This window comes from Corynebacterium tardum (assembly GCF_046717785.1).
In the GTDB taxonomy this organism is placed as follows: Bacteria; Actinomycetota; Actinomycetes; order Mycobacteriales; family Mycobacteriaceae; genus Corynebacterium.
This window is the reverse complement of record NZ_CP177104.1, coordinates 1,483,521-1,499,190: the sequence shown is the minus strand read 5'-3', so window position 1 is coordinate 1,499,190 and position 15,670 is coordinate 1,483,521. Positions and strand designations below refer to the sequence as shown.

Sequence of the window (15,670 nt, the reverse complement as noted above, 5' to 3'; positions counted from 1 at the left end):
TGGCGCCAGGACCGTATAAAGTGCTCTGAATGAAAGAGTTTCACCGCGTTCCTTGGCCCTGCGAGGCGGCGTTGCTCGCCGTCGGCTGTGGCGGCATCCTCGCAGCGTGCTCGGCACCCGGTGCCCCGGAACCTGGGGCGGAGGACGCCACTGCGACGTCGTCAGCCGCCCGCGCCGACTTTGATCTGCGCGCCGAGCTCGACCACGCCATTGCCGAAGTAGAGGAAGAATACGACGTGCGTGCCGGTGTGGCCATCGCGGACGACAAGGACGTAACGCAGGAGGGGCTCACCGGCGAGGAACCCACGTGGTCCACGGTCAAAGTCCCCATCGCCATCGCCGCTCTGCGCGCCGGTGCCAGTACCGACCTAGTGGACCTCGCCATTAAGCAGTCTGACAACGACGCGGCCTGGGCGCTGTGGTCTCAGGTGACATGGACGGAGGGCAATGCGGCCGAGGCAGTGGAAGCCTTGGTGGAGGACTACGGCTCCCACGGGCGCTTTGAGGAAACCTTCGGATACTCCACGTGGCTGTTGGCCGATCAAGCGGTGTTCGGATCCCACCTGCCCTGCATTCCGGAAGCAGAGTACGTTTACGACGCCATGGATGACATTGTGCAATGGCAACACAACGGGCTCGACGCGCTGCCCAACACCCGCGCTAAGGGCGGCTGGGGCTTGTCCGAACTGGACAACGGCTACACCCACCGCCAGTTCGGGGTGCGCAACATCGATGACGGCGCAGTCGGCTTGGCAATTGAGGTCACCATGCCAGGGGAGGACATGAACGAGGCGATACCGGCGCTCAACGTGCTAGCCACGCGCGTGGATGAGGTGGTCACAGATGCCCTGGATGCTGGTGCGATTACCCCGCGCACGGAGTGTGCGAAGGATACGGCCGGCAAAGAAGGCGGCATCGCAACCTCGACAACGTCGAGAACGTCGAGTGCGCCTAGCTCGACACCTGAATCCACACGGCGATTTGGTTCTGCGAGTTAGCGGTGCTAGGGTTTATGGCACTACCGCCCGTAGCGCCTCTTCCAGGAGGTACTTGGGCCACAAGCGGAGTTTCTCCCACCCGATGCCGCGCTGGGCACGCCGTTATGGCAGTGCAAACGCAGGATAACGGTAAAAGAGTAGGTGCCACGTGAGTGGTGCGTGCTTGTTAGAAACTCCCGGCTGCCAGCGGCATCCGGGATTTATTCGTTTGTGGTCACGGTAGGCACACTACTAGCCCCCACAATCGAGGAGAACCACAATCAGCGCTGAAGCTCGCATCAATGAGCGCATCCGAGTACCCGAGGTCCGTCTTGTTGGCCCCGGTGGTGAACAGGTGGGCATTGTCCGTACTGACGATGCTCGCAAGCTCGCGTACGAAGCGGATCTTGACTTGGTCGAGGTTGCACCGAACGCGAAGCCGCCCGTAGCCAAGATCATGGATTACGGCAAGTTTAAGTACGAGCAGGCCCAGAAGGCTCGCGAGTCCCGTAAGAATCAGCAGCAAACTGTGGTGAAGGAACAGAAGTTCCGTCCGAAGATTGATGATCACGATTACGAGACCAAAAAGGGCAACGTGGTGCGCTTCCTGGAGAAGGGTTCCAAGGTCAAGGTGACCATCATGTTCCGCGGCCGCGAGCAGTCGCGTCCGGAGCTGGGTTTCCGCCTGCTGGAGCGTCTGGCTGACGACGTTGCCGAAATCGGCGTCGTTGAGTCCCGCCCCAAGCAGGATGGTCGCAACATGACCATGGTCCTGGGACCTGTCCGCAAAGGCAAGAAGTAGACCACGCTCCACTTAGGATTTAAGGATTTAATTCTCATGAAGCAGAAGACTCACAAGGGCACCGCCAAGCGCATCAAGGTGACCGGCTCCGGCAAGCTGCGTCGCGAGCAGGCTAACCGCCGCCACCTCTTGGAGGGCAAGCCCTCCAAGCGTACCCGTCGCCTCAAGGGCACCGAGGACGTTGCCAAGGCAGACACCAAGCGCGTCAAGCGCCTGCTCGGCCGCGCATAGTCAGCGCCGAAACTCCCCATCCCCACACACTCACAACCAAGATAAGGAAGTATTACTGTGGCACGAGTAAAGCGCTCAGTTAACGCCAAGAAGAAGCGCCGCGCGATCCTGAAGTCCGCTAAGGGCTACCGCGGCCAGCGCTCCCGCCTGTACCGTAAGGCCAAGGAGCAGTGGCTGCACTCCATGACTTACGCTTACCGCGACCGTCGCGCCCGTAAGTCTGAGTTCCGCAAGCTGTGGATCCAGCGCATCAACGCCGCTGCTCGCATGAACGACATCACCTACAACCGTCTCATCCACGGCCTGCGCCTGGCTGAGATCGAGGTCGACCGCAAGATCCTCGCTGACCTTGCCGTCAACGACTTCGAGGCTTTCTCCGCACTGTGCGAGGCCGCCAAGGCCGCTCTGCCGGAGGACGTCAACGCACCGAAGGCTGCCTAAGCTCTTCTAGCGTTCCCGCGCCCGCCGCTTCCCTTTATCGAGGGGGACGGCGGGCGTTTCGCATATTCAGCCGCATGCCCAGCGCCACCCGGACCCTTAACTCCGGACCCACGCCGCCGTGGGGAATAAGCCCCAGTGCAGGACAGAAAAGGGCGACAAGGCCTGTGCCCTGTGTTACTTTAATCGAGTTCCACCAATCACAACTTGTTTCTACAGGCTTATAAAGGAGTCTTAACCATGACGAACCCCAACGGCGGTTTCCAGCAGAACAACCAGAACGTTCCGGGCAACAATTCCCAGTACGCGAACCCGTTTGACTCCAACGGTAACCAGTACCAGGGCGGCAACTACGGTCAGGGCCTGCCCGCCCAGCAGCAGGGCGGCTACCAGGCGCAGGGTCAGCACTACGGCCAGCCGGGGCAGGTCAACGCTCCGCAGAAGTCCTGGATAGTAGCTTTGCTCCTCGCCTTCTTCCTGGGTGGATTCGGATCTCACAACTTCTACCTTGGTCGCACGGGGCGAGCCATCTGCCAGCTGCTGCTGTGCCTCTTTAGCATTGCTACCTCGTGGCTCGGCATCGGCGAGTTCACGGCGCTTGGTCTCGGAATCTGGGTCCTTGTTGAGTTCATCATGATCATCGCCGGCGCCGGCGGATACGACAAGGACTCTAAGGGCATTCCGCTGAAGAAGTAGTCTTCCGCACGCTCTTCATAGGCCCACCGGTTCCTGCTAGGGGGAGACGGTGGGCTTTGTACGTTTCCGGGGCACGAGGCGAGCGGCAGGTATCGCGGTCGCCTCGGTAGGGTAGAGGCCATGAACTTGGACTTTGAGAATGCCTTCACCGAGCGCACCCCGCGCGTGGTCAACGCTGCCAAACTGCACCGCGCGGCCAACCGCAAGAAGGCGGATCGCTTCCTCATTGAGGGCGAGAACGCCGTCGACGCCGCAGTATCAACCGGCGCGGCCACGGACGTATTTGTCACGGAGAAGGCCGCGGAGCGTTTCGCGCACATCGTGCAGACGTGCGGCTACATGGACGTCTACGTGCACGCCATTACGGACAAGGCGGCTAAGCACCTGTCGGATACCGCCACGAGCACCGGGCTGTTCGCCGTGTGCCGCCCGGTGCTGTGGAAGGCAGGCAAGATTCTTGCCGGTAAGCCTTCGCTGGTCTCCGTGCCGGTTCTGACCGCCGAGCCGGGAAACGCCGGAACGCTCATTAGGACCTCGGATGCGATGGGGGCCGATGGCGTCATCTTTGCCGGCGAAACCGTCGACCCGCTGGGCTGTAAGGTGGCGCGCGCGTCGGCCGGCTCGCTCTTTCATATTCCGGTGGCGCGCGATCCCAACATCAAGGACGTGCTGGGCCAGCTGCGCTCCTCCGGAATGCAGATCCTCGCCACGGCTGCCGATGGTGAAGTGGATCTCGCCGACGCAGACCTGTCTCAGCCCACGGCGTGGCTGTTTGGCAATGAGGCCCATGGCCTAGGGGAGCTGCAAGATGAAGCGGACATGCGCGTGCGCATTCCTATCCTGGGGCGCGCGGAGTCGCTGAACCTCGCCACGGCGGCCAGCATCTGCCTCTACGAATCGGCCAAGCAGCAGGCCCGCTAGGCGGCCACCCCGCCGGGGCAGACGCGGGTGTAGCGGCCGCGAATTTGTTTCGCCCCGTCTGCAGGGCTGGTCGCCACCGGTGTCGGCGCGCACTGTAAAATGGCCCGCGTTAGTTTTCGTGTGAGAAGAAGGTAATTTAGGCACGTGTCCGACACACCTCAGATCGAATTGACCGAAGAGGCCCTCGAGGCAGCCGCGCAGAAGGCCATCGCTGCTTTTGAGGCCGCAACCACCCTCGATGAGCTCACCGCCGCCCGCCGCGAGCACTTGGGCGATGGCGGCTTTATCCCGCAGGCCCGCCAGTCCCTGGGCCAGCTGCCCAAGGACCAGCGCAAGGACGCCGGCCGCGCGGTGAACATGGCTCGCGGCAAGGCCGAGAAGAGCTTTGCGCAGATTCGTGAGGTGCTGGAGCAGCAGGCCCGCGAAGCCCAGCTCAAGGCGGAGAAGGTGGACGTCACTATCCCCACCACGCGCGCGCAAACTGGTGCGCTGCACCCGATTACTGCGCTGTCGGAGCGCATCACCGACATCTTCGTTGGTATGGGCTGGGAAATCGCCGATGGCCCGGAGGTAGAAGCAGAATACTTCAACTTCGACGCCTTGAATTTCAAGCCGGATCACCCGGCACGTACCCTGCAGGACACCTTCCACGTGGGCAAGGAAGGCTCCAAGCAGGTGCTGCGCACGCACACGTCCCCGGTGCAGGTGCGCACCATGCTGGAGCGCGACGTGCCGCTCTACATTGCGTGCCCGGGCCGCGTGTTCCGCACCGATGAGCTGGACGCGACGCATACTCCGGTGTTCCACCAGGTAGAGGGGCTCGCAGTGGACAAGGGCCTGACCATGGCCCACCTGCGCGGCACCTTGGAGCACCTGGCGAAGGTCCTGTTCGGACCGGAGACCACCACGCGCATGCGCGTGAACTATTTCCCGTTCACCGAGCCCTCCGCAGAGGTCGATGTCTGGTTCCCCAACAAGAAGGGCGGCGCCGGCTGGATCGAGTGGGGCGGCTGCGGCATGGTCAACCCGAACGTGCTGCGTGCCGTGGGCGTGGACCCGGAGGAGTACACCGGCTTCGCCTTTGGCATGGGCCTGGAGCGCACGCTGCAGTTCCGCAATGGTTTGACCGACATGCGTGACATGGTCGAAGGCGATGTCCGCTTCACCCTGCCCTTCGGCGTGCAGGCATAAGTTACCCAGAAAGGATAGAGAAGAAACCATGCTTATTTCCCAAGACTGGGTTACCCGCATCCTGGGCGCCGCTAACTCCGGCTGGAGCGTCTCCTCGGAGGACTTGGACTCTGGCTTCGTTCGTGTCGGCTTCGAAACCGAGGGCTATGCGGCGCTGCCGGAGACGACCGGCCCGCTCGTTATCGGCCAGGTCGTAGAGATCGAGGAGCTTACGCAGTTCAAGAAGCCGATCCGCTACTGCCAGGTCAACGTGGGCCAGGCAAACGGCACTGGTGAGCTGCAGGGCATCATCTGTGGCGCCCGCAACTTCCGTCTGAACGACTATGTGGTGGTCGCCCTGCCCGGTTCAGAGCTGCCCGGCGGCTTCAAGATTGCCGCGCGTGAGACCTATGACCACATCTCCAACGGCATGATGTGCTCGGCCGCCGAGCTCGGCTTCGGCGACAAGGCCAACGGCATCATCGTCCTGGGCGACGAGGTGGCGGATAAGGTCGGCGAAGACGCCCGGCCCATCATCGGCCTGGCGGATACCGCCTTTGACGTCAACATCACCCCGGATCGCGGCTACGCGCTCTCCGCGCGCGGACTGACCCGCGAGGTGGCCGCGGCGTTCGACCTTAGCTTCCCGGACGTGGCACAGGACCCGAGCGTTGCCGGAGTGGATACCTCGGCTGTTCCGCAGCCGCAGGGCGCGCTTATCGACGTCGACCTGCGGGACGAAACCAAAGCCCAGCGCTTTGGCCTCCGCAAGGTCTCGGGCATTGATCCCACCGCCCGCACTCCGTTCTGGATGGAGCGCGAGCTCATGTTGTCGGGCCAGCGCAGCGTTAACCTGGCCACCGACGTCACCAACTACGTCATGCTGTTGCTGGGTGCCCCGATGCACGCCTTCGATGCCAACGTGGTCAGCGGCAATCTTGTGGTGCGCACTGCTGCGGAAGGGGAGAAGTTCGAGACCCTGGACCACGTCAAGCGTGAGCTGTCTGCCGGCGACGTGGTCATCTGCGATGACAACGGAATTCAGTCGCTCGCCGGAGTGATGGGTGGTACGACCTCCGAGATTTCCGAGGAGACCACGGACGTCTACTTCGAGTCCGCCATCTGGGATCCGATCACCGTCGCCCGCACGTCTCGCCGCCACAAGCTGTCCTCGGAGGCGTCTCGCCGCTTCGAGCGCGGTGTGGATCCAGCCATCGTTGAGGTCGCCCTCGACGTGGCCTGCGCGCTGCTGCAGCACATTGCTGGCGGCACCATCGAGGCTGGCCGGACGCTCGTGGGAGACGTCGCCAAGCGCGAGCCCATCACCCTGCGCACCGCTAAGCCCAGCGAGTACGCCGGCGTGGAGTACTCCCGTGAGACCGTTATCCAGCGCCTGCGCGAGGTGGGCTGTGACGTCACTGACAACGGTGATGAGCTGCAGGTTACCCCGGCCACGTGGCGTACGGATATCTCCATGGACGTGGACCTCATTGAGGAAGTCCTGCGCCTGGAAGGTCTGGAGGATATCCCGACCGTGCTGCCGACCCCGGCCGGCGGACGCGGCCTGACTCCGACGCAGAAGCGCCGCCGCGCTATCGGCCATGGCCTGGCCTACGCCGGCTACGCCGAGGTGCTGCCTGCGCCGTTTATTGCCAACGACACCTTCGACGTCTGGGGCTTGGACAAGGACGATCCGCGCCGCCAGACCGTGCCGGTGCAGAACCCGCTCGAGGCAGACAAGGCGGTGCTGTCTACCACGCTGTTGCCCAACATGCTTGAAGCCATCGCGCGCAACGTCGCCCGCGGCCGCAGCGACCTAGCTCTCTTTGGTCTCCAGCAGGTGGCCTTCAAGCGCGCGGAAGCCTCCCCGATGCCGTCGGTGGAGTCCCGCCCGTCTGATGAGGTCGTCGCCGATCTGCTCGGTACCCTTCCAGAGCAGCCGCTGCACGTAGCAACCGTCGCCACCGGCGCAATCGAGCACGAGGGTCCGTGGGGTGCCGGACGCGCCTACGCCTACGCCGACGCCATCGAGTCCGCGCGCCAGGTTGCGCGCGCCGCTGGCGTCGACGTCGGGGTCGAGTCCGCCGAGCAGCTGCCGTGGCACCCGGGACGCTGTGCTGCCATTGTCCTCACGGATGATGCGAAGACTGTCGTGGGCTACGCGGGTGAGCTGCACCCGCAGGTGCTCGAGGCCCTGGATCTTCCGGTCCGCACCTGCGCTATGGAGCTGGATGTGACGGCACTGCCGCTGGAGGAGAAGTTCCCGGCACCGATGCTGTCCGCTTTCCCGGCTCTGCACCAGGACATCGCCCTGGTTGTCGATGAGACCACTCCGGCGGAGCAGGTCCGCAAGGTCGTCGAGGAAGGTGCCGGCGAGCTGCTGGAGTCCGTGGAACTCTTCGACGTCTTCCGTGGTGAGCAGCTGGGCGAAGGCAAGAAGTCCCTGGCATTTCAGCTTCTCTTCCGCGCTAGTGACCGCACGCTGACCGATGACGAAGTCAACGAGCACCGCCTAGCCGCCGCCGAGTTGGCTAAGCAGCGCCTCAACGCGGACATGCGCGCCTAAAGAAATCGGCAGAGCCCGCTCCCGCTTTTAGTGGGAGTTTCTCCTAAGCCGCCCGCAGCTTACGTGTCTAGTACGTACCTGTGGGCGGCTTTCGCCGTTGTGGGGGGATGGCGGGTCGGTGGTGTATACGGGGAAAGATCCCCTAGCGGTGGCGCATATGTGTCCTGGGCCATATTCTTTCCGGTAGAGCGTTACTCACCACGAAAGGAATTCGACATTATGCGTTCTGTGTCCCGCCTCGCCGCAGCCGTCCTCGTCGGCGGCGCGGTAGTGTCCGCGCCGCTAGCGTCGGCTGATATTGCTCAAGGTTTTGCCAATTCTGATGGATCAGTGAAGTGCGACTTCACCACTATGGACGGCACCTACATCAGCTGCCTCTCCGAGGGTGCGCGCGCCACCCGCCCGGAGTGCAACCCGCCGGGGCAGAAGGCGCCGCAGTACAGCTACTACGCCGGCCGCACGTACGCGGGCTGCTACAACCAGGGGCTCATGTCCACGTCATTCGACCACATCCAGCCGGGCCAGGTGCGCCAATACAACGAGCTCACCGTCATTGCTGACGCGAAGGGTGGCCTGCATTTCGTCTCCCCGCAGGGCTACAAGGGATATGCCGGCAAGACTGCAGTGTCCGGGCCCGAGGGCCTGGGTCAGGTGTCCTCCCGCGCACTGTAATGGGAAGCGGGATTAAGAATTGAATACTGCATAACATACAGCCGACTGCATTATTTGCTAGTGTGGCTGTATGACTATTTCAGTAGCACTTGCCGGAGCCACGGGATATGCGGGCGGCGAAATACTCCGCCTGCTGCTATCCCACCCAGCATTTCTGTCCGGTGAGCTGCGCCTCGGCGCGCTGACTGGGCACTCCACGGCAGGCCAAGAAGTCTCCCGGCTCATGCCGCACCTGCCGCAGCTGGCAGGCAGGGTCATCGAGGACACCACTGCCGATATGCTATCCGGGCACGATGTGGTCTTCTTGGCGTTGCCGCACGGCCACTCCGCCGACATCGGGCGCCAGCTGGGAGAAGGCGTTATGGTCATCGACTGTGCGGCGGACTTCCGCCTGCGAAACCGGGCGGACTGGGATGCGTATTACGGGGGCGAGTACGCCGGGAGTTGGCCCTACGGCATCCCAGAGATTCCCGGCAATCGCGAGCAGCTGCGGGGGAGTAACCGGGTGGCCGTGCCGGGATGTTTCCCCACGGCGATTACCTTGGCCGCGCTTCCCGCCGTGGCCCGGGGCTCGTGGAACCGGACCTGTCTGTCATCGCCATCACCGGTGTATCCGGTGCGGGAAAGAAGGCCTCTGTGGCCCAACTGGGTGCGGAAACCATGGGCAACCTCAAGGCCTACAAACCCGGCGGGACCCACCGCCACACCCCGGAAGTGGTCCAAAACCTCCAGCCATTCACTGAGCATGAGGTGAGTATCAGCTTCACTCCCGTCCTAGCGCCGCTGCCGCGCGGCATCCTCGCCACGGTGACCGCCCCGCTGACGCACGGAACGGATCAGCGCCGCGTGACGGAGGTCTTCAATGCATTTTATGCAGAAGAGCCCTTCTGTCACGTGCTGCCGGAGGGCCAGCAGCCGGAAACCCAGAACGTCGTGGGCACCAACATGGCGCACCTACAGGCGCACGTGGACAACAACGCTGGGTGCCTGATCATTACCGCTGCAATCGACAACCTCTGCAAGGGCACCGCCGGTGCTGCCATCCAGTGCCTCAACCTCACTCAGAAGTGGGAGGAAACCCTCGGCCTTCCCATGGCCGCCGTAGCGCCCTAATCCGCGCCACTGTTTTCGGTCCGCTTAACCCTCTCATCCCATCACCATCTCAAGGAGAACCCCCATGATCACCACACCCGCCGGCTTTGTTGCCGGTGCCACGACCGCCGGAATCAAGCCCTCCGGCAAGCCTGATATGGCCCTCGTTGTCAACCAGGGCCCGCGTTTCGACGCCGCGGCGGTGTTCACCCGCAATCGCGTGGTCGCCTCTCCGGTGAAGCTCTCGCGCCAGGCCGTGGCCAACGGGAAGCTCCAGGCGGTGGTGTATAACTCCGGCAACGCCAACGCATGCACCGGCGCGCAGGGCGACAAGGACGCCGCCGCGATGGTTGCCGCAGTCTCCGAGCACGCTTGTGTCACTGCAGCGGACATCGCCGTATGCTCGACGGGCCTCATCGGGGAGCCCCTTCCCATGGAGAAGGTGCTCGCGGGCATTGAGACGGTGGCCCACGATCTTGGTGCAGATTCCGCCAATGCGCACGCCGCGGCCGAGGCCATCTTGACCACAGACACCGTGAGCAAAGAGGCTGGCTATGAGGGTCCGGGGTGGACCGTGGGGGCGATGGGCAAGGGCGTGGGAATGATGGCGCCCTCGCTGGCCACCATGCTGGTGTGCCTCACCACGGATGCTGTCGCTAGCGCGCAGGCCCTTCAATCCGCCCTACAGAAGGCCAGCGACCTCACCTTCAACACGCTGGATGTCGATGGCTCGACCTCCACCAATGACACCGTGGTCCTGCTTGCCTCTGGGGCCTCAGGGGTGGAGCCGAGCCAGGAGGAGCTCGACGCCGCCGTCCTTGCGGTGTGCTCCGACCTCGCGGACCAGCTGCAGGCTGACGCCGAGGGCGTCACCAAGCGCGTCAAGATCACCGTTGAGGGCACCGGCAGCGATGCCCAGGCGCTCAACGCCGCCCGCACGTTGGGGCGCGACAACCTGTTCAAATGCGCCATGTTCGGCTCCGACCCAAACTGGGGCCGCGTGCTGGCCGCCGTCGGTATGGCCGAGGCCGACATGGACCCAGACAACATTTCCGTCTACTTCAACGACCAGCCCGTGTGCGTTGCTTCCACAGGCACGCCCGGCGCGCGCGAGGTGGAACTGTCCGGTGCGGATATCGACGTCCGCGTGGACCTGGGAACTGGTGGAGCCGGTACGGCTTTCGTGCGCACCACCGACCTGTCCCACGACTACGTGGAGATCAACTCCGCGTACAGCTCCTAGGGAGGACATGCTCATGATTCAAGGCCTCAACAATGCTGATCGGGCGACGGTGCTCGCAGAAGCGCTCCCGTGGCTGCAGCACTACCGCGACAAGATTGTCGTGGTCAAGTATGGCGGGAATGCCATGGTGGATGAGTCCCTCAAGGCTGCATTTGCCGCGGATATGGTGTTTCTGCGCACGGTGGGGGCCAAGCCTGTCGTGGTGCACGGCGGGGGACCGCAGATCAACGAGATGCTGGGCAAGCTGGGCATCGAGGGCGAGTTCAAGGGTGGGTTCCGTGTCACCACCCCGGAAATCATGGACGTGGTGCGCATGGTGCTCTTCGGGCAGGTCGGCCGCGGCCTGGTCAACCTCATTATTTCCCACGGCCCGTACGCGGTAGGAACCTCTGGCGAAGATGCAGGGTTGTTTTCGGCCCGCAAGCGCCTGGTACAGGTGGACGGTGAGCCGACGGACATCGGGATGGTGGGCGATATCGTCAGCGTCAACCCGGCGGCGGTGATGGACATTATTGAGGCAGGTCGCATTCCGGTGGTATCCACCATCGCGCCCGGTCAAGACGGCGAGGTGTACAACATCAACGCCGATGTCGCCGCGGGAGCGCTGGCCAAGGCACTGGGGGCGGAGCGCCTGGTGATCCTTACCAACGTGGAGGGGCTGTACACCGATTGGCCGCACCGTGATTCGCTTGTGTCCAAGATTGAGGTGGACAAACTCCACGCCCTGCTGCCGGATCTGGATTCCGGAATGATTCCGAAGATGGAGTCCTGCCTTATGGCGGTGGAAGGCGGGGTGAATGCGGCCCATGTGATCGATGGCCGGCTAGCGCACGCGGTCCTCTTGGAGCTATTGACCATGGGCGGAATCGGCACGATGATCTTGCCGAATGGCTACAAGCGCGAGGACTGCCCAGAGGGAACCGTATTCAGGAAGGACGATACGCAATGAGCAATGAAGACGTACACACTGCCCACACAGGCCACACTGCCCACACTCCGTTGAACCAGCGCTGGTCGCAGGTGCTGAGCAACACCTATGGCACCCCGCCGGTGGCCATTGTTTCCGGGCGCGGCTCGACAGTTACCGACGAAGAGGGGAACGAGTATATCGACATGCTGGCGGGCATCGCGGTGAACACCCTGGGCTATGCGCACCCGGCCATCGTGGAGGCGGTGAGCCGCCAAGTGGCCTCCGTGGGGCACGTGTCCAATCTCTTTGCCAGCCAGCCGGTGGTGGAGGTCGCCGCCAAGCTCATTGAAAAGGTGGGGGATAGTCAGACCCGCGTCTTCTTCTCCAATTCTGGCGCGGAGGCGAATGAGGCCGCGTTCAAGCTCGCGCGCTTGACTGGGCGGCGCCGCATCTTGGCAGCACAGCACGGCTTCCACGGTCGCACGATGGGTTCGCTAGCCATGACGGGGCAGCCGGGAAAGCGGAAGGCCTTTGAGCCTTTCCCGGGCGGGGTGGAGTTTTACACTTTCGGGGATATCGACTACCTGACCACCCTGGTGGAGCAGGATCCGCAGGACACGGCCGCCATCATTCTGGAGCCCATCCAGGGGGAGACCGGCGTCATTCCCGCCCCAGATGGATTCCTCAAAGCTGTCCGGGCGTTGTGCGATGAGCATGGGATTCTCATGATCGTCGATGAGGTGCAGACGGGTGTGGGACGCACGGGCGATTTCTTTGCCTTCCAGCACGAAGGCGTGCTGCCGGATGTCATCACCATGGCGAAGGGCTTGGGTGCGGGTCTGCCCATTGGCGCCACCATTTCGCGGGGTGCAGCCGCACATCTCTTCACCCCGGGTACGCACGGCACCACCTTTGGTGGGAACCCCGTGGCGTGTGCGGCAGCCGCGGCGGTGCTGGAGCTTGTCGACGACTCACTTGTCGCCGACGTCGCCCGAAAAGGGGAGAAGTTGCGCCGTGAGTTGAGCAAATCTCCCTATGTCGCCACAGTGCGTGGGCGAGGGCTTATGCTAGGTGTTGTATTAAATACGTCGGTGGCGAAGGACGTTGTGGCGGCGGGCTTTAAGCATGGCCTCATCCTCAATGCGCCGAGCAGCGAGGTCGTGAGGTTGACCCCGCCGCTGGTCATCACCGACGCCGAACTCGATCAGGCCATAGAGCGCCTGCATAAGGTACTGGAGGAAGTTGGATGAGCGTGCGCCATTTCTTGGCCGATGACGATCTCACACCGCAGGAACAGTCCGAGGTTCTGGACCTGGCTTTGCAGCTGAAGAAGGAGCCCTTCTCTGAGCGTCCCTTGGAGGGGCCGAAGTCGGTGGCGGTGCTTTTTGATAAGACGTCGACGCGCACGCGCTTTTCCTTCGAGGCCGGGATCGCCGCGCTGGGCGGCCACGCCATCGTGACCGAAACCAAGTCCACGCAGATGGGCAAGGGCGAAACCTACCAGGACACCGGCGCGGTCTTGTCGCGGTTCGTGGAGGCCATCGTGTGGCGCACCTATGCTCACCAGAACCTGCTGGATATGGCCCAGACCGCCACGGTCCCCATTGTCAACGCACTCTCGGACGACCTGCACCCCTGCCAAATCCTGGCAGACCTGGTGACCTGCCGCGAAAACTTCGGAGACCTCACTGGGCGCAAGGCCGTCTACCTGGGCGATGGCAACAACAATATGGCCAACTCCTACATGCTCGGCTTTGCCACCGCCGGCATGGAGATGGCCATTGTGGCGCCCGAGGGCTTCCAGCCACAGGAGGAATTTGTGGAGCGTGCCCGCAGGCGGGGGACGGTCACGGTGAGTGATTCTCTCGATGCCGTGGAGGGCGCAGACGTGGTCATCACTGACACGTGGGTCTCGATGGGCCAGGAATCGGACGGTAAGGACCGCCGCACCCCGTTCCTTCCGTACCAAGTCAACGCGGACCTCATGGCGCGCGCGAAGGACGATGCGATTTTCTTGCACTGCCTGCCCGCCTACCGCGGCAACGAGGTCACCGCCGAGGTTATTGATGGCCCCCAGTCCCGAGTCTTCGATGAAGCAGAGAACCGCCTGCATGCGCAAAAGGCGCTGCTGGTGTGGCTGCTTGCTGCACAGGAGGAGAAGTAGACCCTATGACCACGACGCCGACGACCCGCAACGCCCGCCAGGCCAAGATCCTGGAGATCCTGGACCGCACCCGCGTGACCAGCCAGGTGCAGCTTTCGGAGCTGCTGCTGGAGGAGGGCATCGACATCACCCAGGCCACCCTCTCCCGCGACCTTGATGAGCTGGGCGCCAAGAAGGTCAAGCGCGACGGCGGTCGTAGCTTCTACGTGGTGGGTGGTGAGTTGGAGCAGTTTGAGGACCAGCTCAACGGTCCGCGCGAGAAGCTGCGCCGCATGTTGGATGAGCTGGTGGTCTCCCATGACTATTCAGGAAACATCGCCATGCTGCGCACGCCGGCGGGCGCGGCACAATACCTGGCTTCCTTCATCGACCGCGTCGGTTTGTCGGAGGTCGTGGGCTGTATCGCTGGTGACGACACCATTTTCATCCTCGCCCGCGAGGACATTGGCGGCCGTGAGTTGGCGGAGAAACTCACCAGCCGCAGCATTTAACATTTATACGGCTTGCTGTATAATATAAATCTAGAGAAACAGTAGAACTCTATTTTTCGACTCTAAGGAGCAATTCACCATGACTGCACGCGTTGTGCTTGCTTACTCTGGCGGACTGGATACTTCCGTCGCCATTCCTTACCTGGCCAAGATGACCGGCGGTGAAGTTATCGCCGTCTCCCTTGACCTTGGTCAGGGTGGTGAGGACATGGAGTCCGTGCGCCAGCGTGCGCTTGACTGCGGCGCTGTTGAGTCCATCGTCGTTGATGCCAAGGACGAGTTCGCCGAGGAGTACTGCCTGCCCACCATCAAGGCCAACGGCATGTACATGAAGCAGTACCCGCTGGTCTCTGCCATTTCCCGCCCGCTGATTGTCAAGCATCTCGTGGAAGCCGCGCAGGAGCACGGCGGAACCCACGTCTCCCACGGCTGCACCGGCAAGGGTAACGACCAGGTGCGCTTTGAGGTATCCTTCCGTGCCCTCGATCCCTCCCTGGAGATCATCGCCCCCGCCCGCGATTACGCGTGGACCCGTGACAAGGCCATCGCCTTTGCCGAAGAGATTGACCTGCCCATCGAGCAGTCGGCGGCGTCGCCGTTCTCCATCGACCAGAACGTGTGGGGCCGCGCCGTGGAAACCGGCTTCCTGGAGGACCTGTGGAACCCGCCCACAAAGGATCTTTACGCCTACACCGAGCAGCCGGTTCTGGGCAACGCCCCGGATGAGGTCACCATCACCTTCGACAAGGGCGTGCCGACTGCTATCGACGGCAAGCCGGTGAGCATCCTGGAGGCCATCGAGGAGCTGAACCGCCGCGCCGGTGCCCAGGGCATCGGCCGCCTGGACATGGTGGAGGACCGCTTGGTCGGCATCAAGTCCCGTGAGGTCTACGAGGCCCCGGGTGCCATGGTGCTCATCAAGGCCCACGAGGCCTTGGAGGACGTCACCGTGGAGCGCGAGCTGGCGCGCTACAAGCGTCTGACTGACGCCCGCTGGTCCGAGGAGGTCTACGACGGCCTCTGGTTCTCCCCGCTCAAGCGCTCCCTGGACGCATTCACCGAGTCCACCCAGGAGAACGTCACGGGCGATATCCGGATGGTCCTCCACGCCGGCACCGCCACCGTCAACGGCCGCCGCTCTGGCCAGTCGCTGTACTCCTTCGACTTGGCCACTTACGACACGGGAGATACCTTCGACCAGACTGCAGCTAAGGGCTTTGTCCAGCTGCACGGTCTGTCCACCCAGATCTCCAACCAGCGTGACCGCGACGGCGGTTTCCCGACTGGTAAGTAGGGG

Annotated in this window: 15 protein-coding genes and 1 pseudogene; all 16 read left to right on the top strand. The window is 63.2% G+C overall.

Annotated elements, in window-relative coordinates; translation table 11 throughout:
• Window positions 1-29 precede the first annotated feature (29 nt).
• The 16 genes and pseudogenes from ACLI1P_RS07175 (at window position 30) to ACLI1P_RS07100 (ending at window position 15,667) form a co-directional block, all read left to right on the top strand.
• Entirely contained in the window at window positions 30-998 is a 969-nt protein-coding gene (locus tag ACLI1P_RS07175) for an S-adenosylmethionine synthetase (RefSeq protein WP_411708454.1), read from the top strand.
• Window positions 999-1,257: 259 nt separating this feature from the next.
• Window positions 1,258-1,779, top strand: coding sequence for a translation initiation factor IF-3 (gene infC / locus ACLI1P_RS07170; protein ID WP_082013933.1), 522 nt, complete (start codon window positions 1,258-1,260; stop codon window positions 1,777-1,779).
• Window positions 1,780-1,815: 36 nt separating this feature from the next.
• Window positions 1,816-2,010 (top strand): 50S ribosomal protein L35, encoded by a 195-nt coding sequence (gene rpmI / locus ACLI1P_RS07165; RefSeq protein WP_010190075.1) that lies wholly within the window; start codon window positions 1,816-1,818, stop codon window positions 2,008-2,010.
• Window positions 2,011-2,067: 57 nt separating this feature from the next.
• Window positions 2,068-2,451, top strand: coding sequence for a 50S ribosomal protein L20 (rplT, locus tag ACLI1P_RS07160; protein WP_066484446.1), 384 nt, complete (start codon window positions 2,068-2,070; stop codon window positions 2,449-2,451).
• Window positions 2,452-2,688: 237 nt separating this feature from the next.
• Window positions 2,689-3,144 carry a TM2 domain-containing protein gene (locus tag ACLI1P_RS07155; protein ID WP_296133238.1) on the top strand — a complete coding sequence of 152 codons (456 nt, stop codon included), beginning with the start codon at window positions 2,689-2,691 and terminating at the stop codon, window positions 3,142-3,144.
• Between the two features lie 120 nt (window positions 3,145-3,264).
• Window positions 3,265-4,065 carry a TrmH family RNA methyltransferase gene (locus ACLI1P_RS07150; RefSeq protein WP_296133240.1) on the top strand — a complete coding sequence of 267 codons (801 nt, stop codon included), beginning with the start codon at window positions 3,265-3,267 and terminating at the stop codon, window positions 4,063-4,065.
• 144 nt (window positions 4,066-4,209) lie between these two features.
• Entirely contained in the window at window positions 4,210-5,256 is a 1,047-nt protein-coding gene (gene pheS, locus ACLI1P_RS07145; protein WP_296133242.1) for a phenylalanine--tRNA ligase subunit alpha, read from the top strand.
• Between the two features lie 28 nt (window positions 5,257-5,284).
• Window positions 5,285-7,801: a phenylalanine--tRNA ligase subunit beta gene (gene pheT / locus ACLI1P_RS07140; protein WP_411708453.1), complete on the top strand. Its 2,517-nt coding sequence runs from the start codon at window positions 5,285-5,287 to the stop codon at window positions 7,799-7,801.
• Window positions 7,802-8,020: 219 nt separating this feature from the next.
• Window positions 8,021-8,473, top strand: a complete 453-nt coding sequence (locus ACLI1P_RS07135) for a hypothetical protein (RefSeq protein ID WP_306507899.1) — start codon at window positions 8,021-8,023, stop codon at window positions 8,471-8,473.
• Window positions 8,474-8,543: 70 nt separating this feature from the next.
• Window positions 8,544-9,586: pseudogene (gene argC / locus ACLI1P_RS07130) on the top strand (N-acetyl-gamma-glutamyl-phosphate reductase).
• Between the two features lie 64 nt (window positions 9,587-9,650).
• Window positions 9,651-10,808, top strand: a complete 1,158-nt coding sequence (gene argJ, locus ACLI1P_RS07125) for a bifunctional glutamate N-acetyltransferase/amino-acid acetyltransferase ArgJ (RefSeq protein ID WP_306507900.1) — start codon at window positions 9,651-9,653, stop codon at window positions 10,806-10,808.
• Between the two features lie 13 nt (window positions 10,809-10,821).
• Window positions 10,822-11,757 carry an acetylglutamate kinase gene (argB, locus tag ACLI1P_RS07120; protein ID WP_306507907.1) on the top strand — a complete coding sequence of 312 codons (936 nt, stop codon included), beginning with the start codon at window positions 10,822-10,824 and terminating at the stop codon, window positions 11,755-11,757.
• Entirely contained in the window at window positions 11,754-12,968 is a 1,215-nt protein-coding gene (locus ACLI1P_RS07115; RefSeq protein ID WP_306507901.1) for an acetylornithine transaminase, read from the top strand. Before argB ends, ACLI1P_RS07115 begins: the two co-directional genes overlap by 4 nt.
• Window positions 12,965-13,882, top strand: a complete 918-nt coding sequence (gene argF / locus ACLI1P_RS07110; protein ID WP_296133248.1) for an ornithine carbamoyltransferase — start codon at window positions 12,965-12,967, stop codon at window positions 13,880-13,882. Before ACLI1P_RS07115 ends, argF begins: the two co-directional genes overlap by 4 nt.
• 5 nt (window positions 13,883-13,887) lie before the next feature.
• The gene (locus tag ACLI1P_RS07105) at window positions 13,888-14,373 is read left to right on the top strand and encodes an arginine repressor (protein ID WP_296133250.1); all 486 of its coding nucleotides are present in this window, start codon (window positions 13,888-13,890) and stop codon (window positions 14,371-14,373) included.
• A 79-nt stretch (window positions 14,374-14,452) separates the two neighbouring features.
• On the top strand, window positions 14,453-15,667 hold the full coding sequence (locus ACLI1P_RS07100; protein ID WP_296133252.1) for an argininosuccinate synthase: 1,215 nt from the start codon (window positions 14,453-14,455) through the stop codon (window positions 15,665-15,667).
• Window positions 15,668-15,670: the final 3 nt, after the last annotated feature.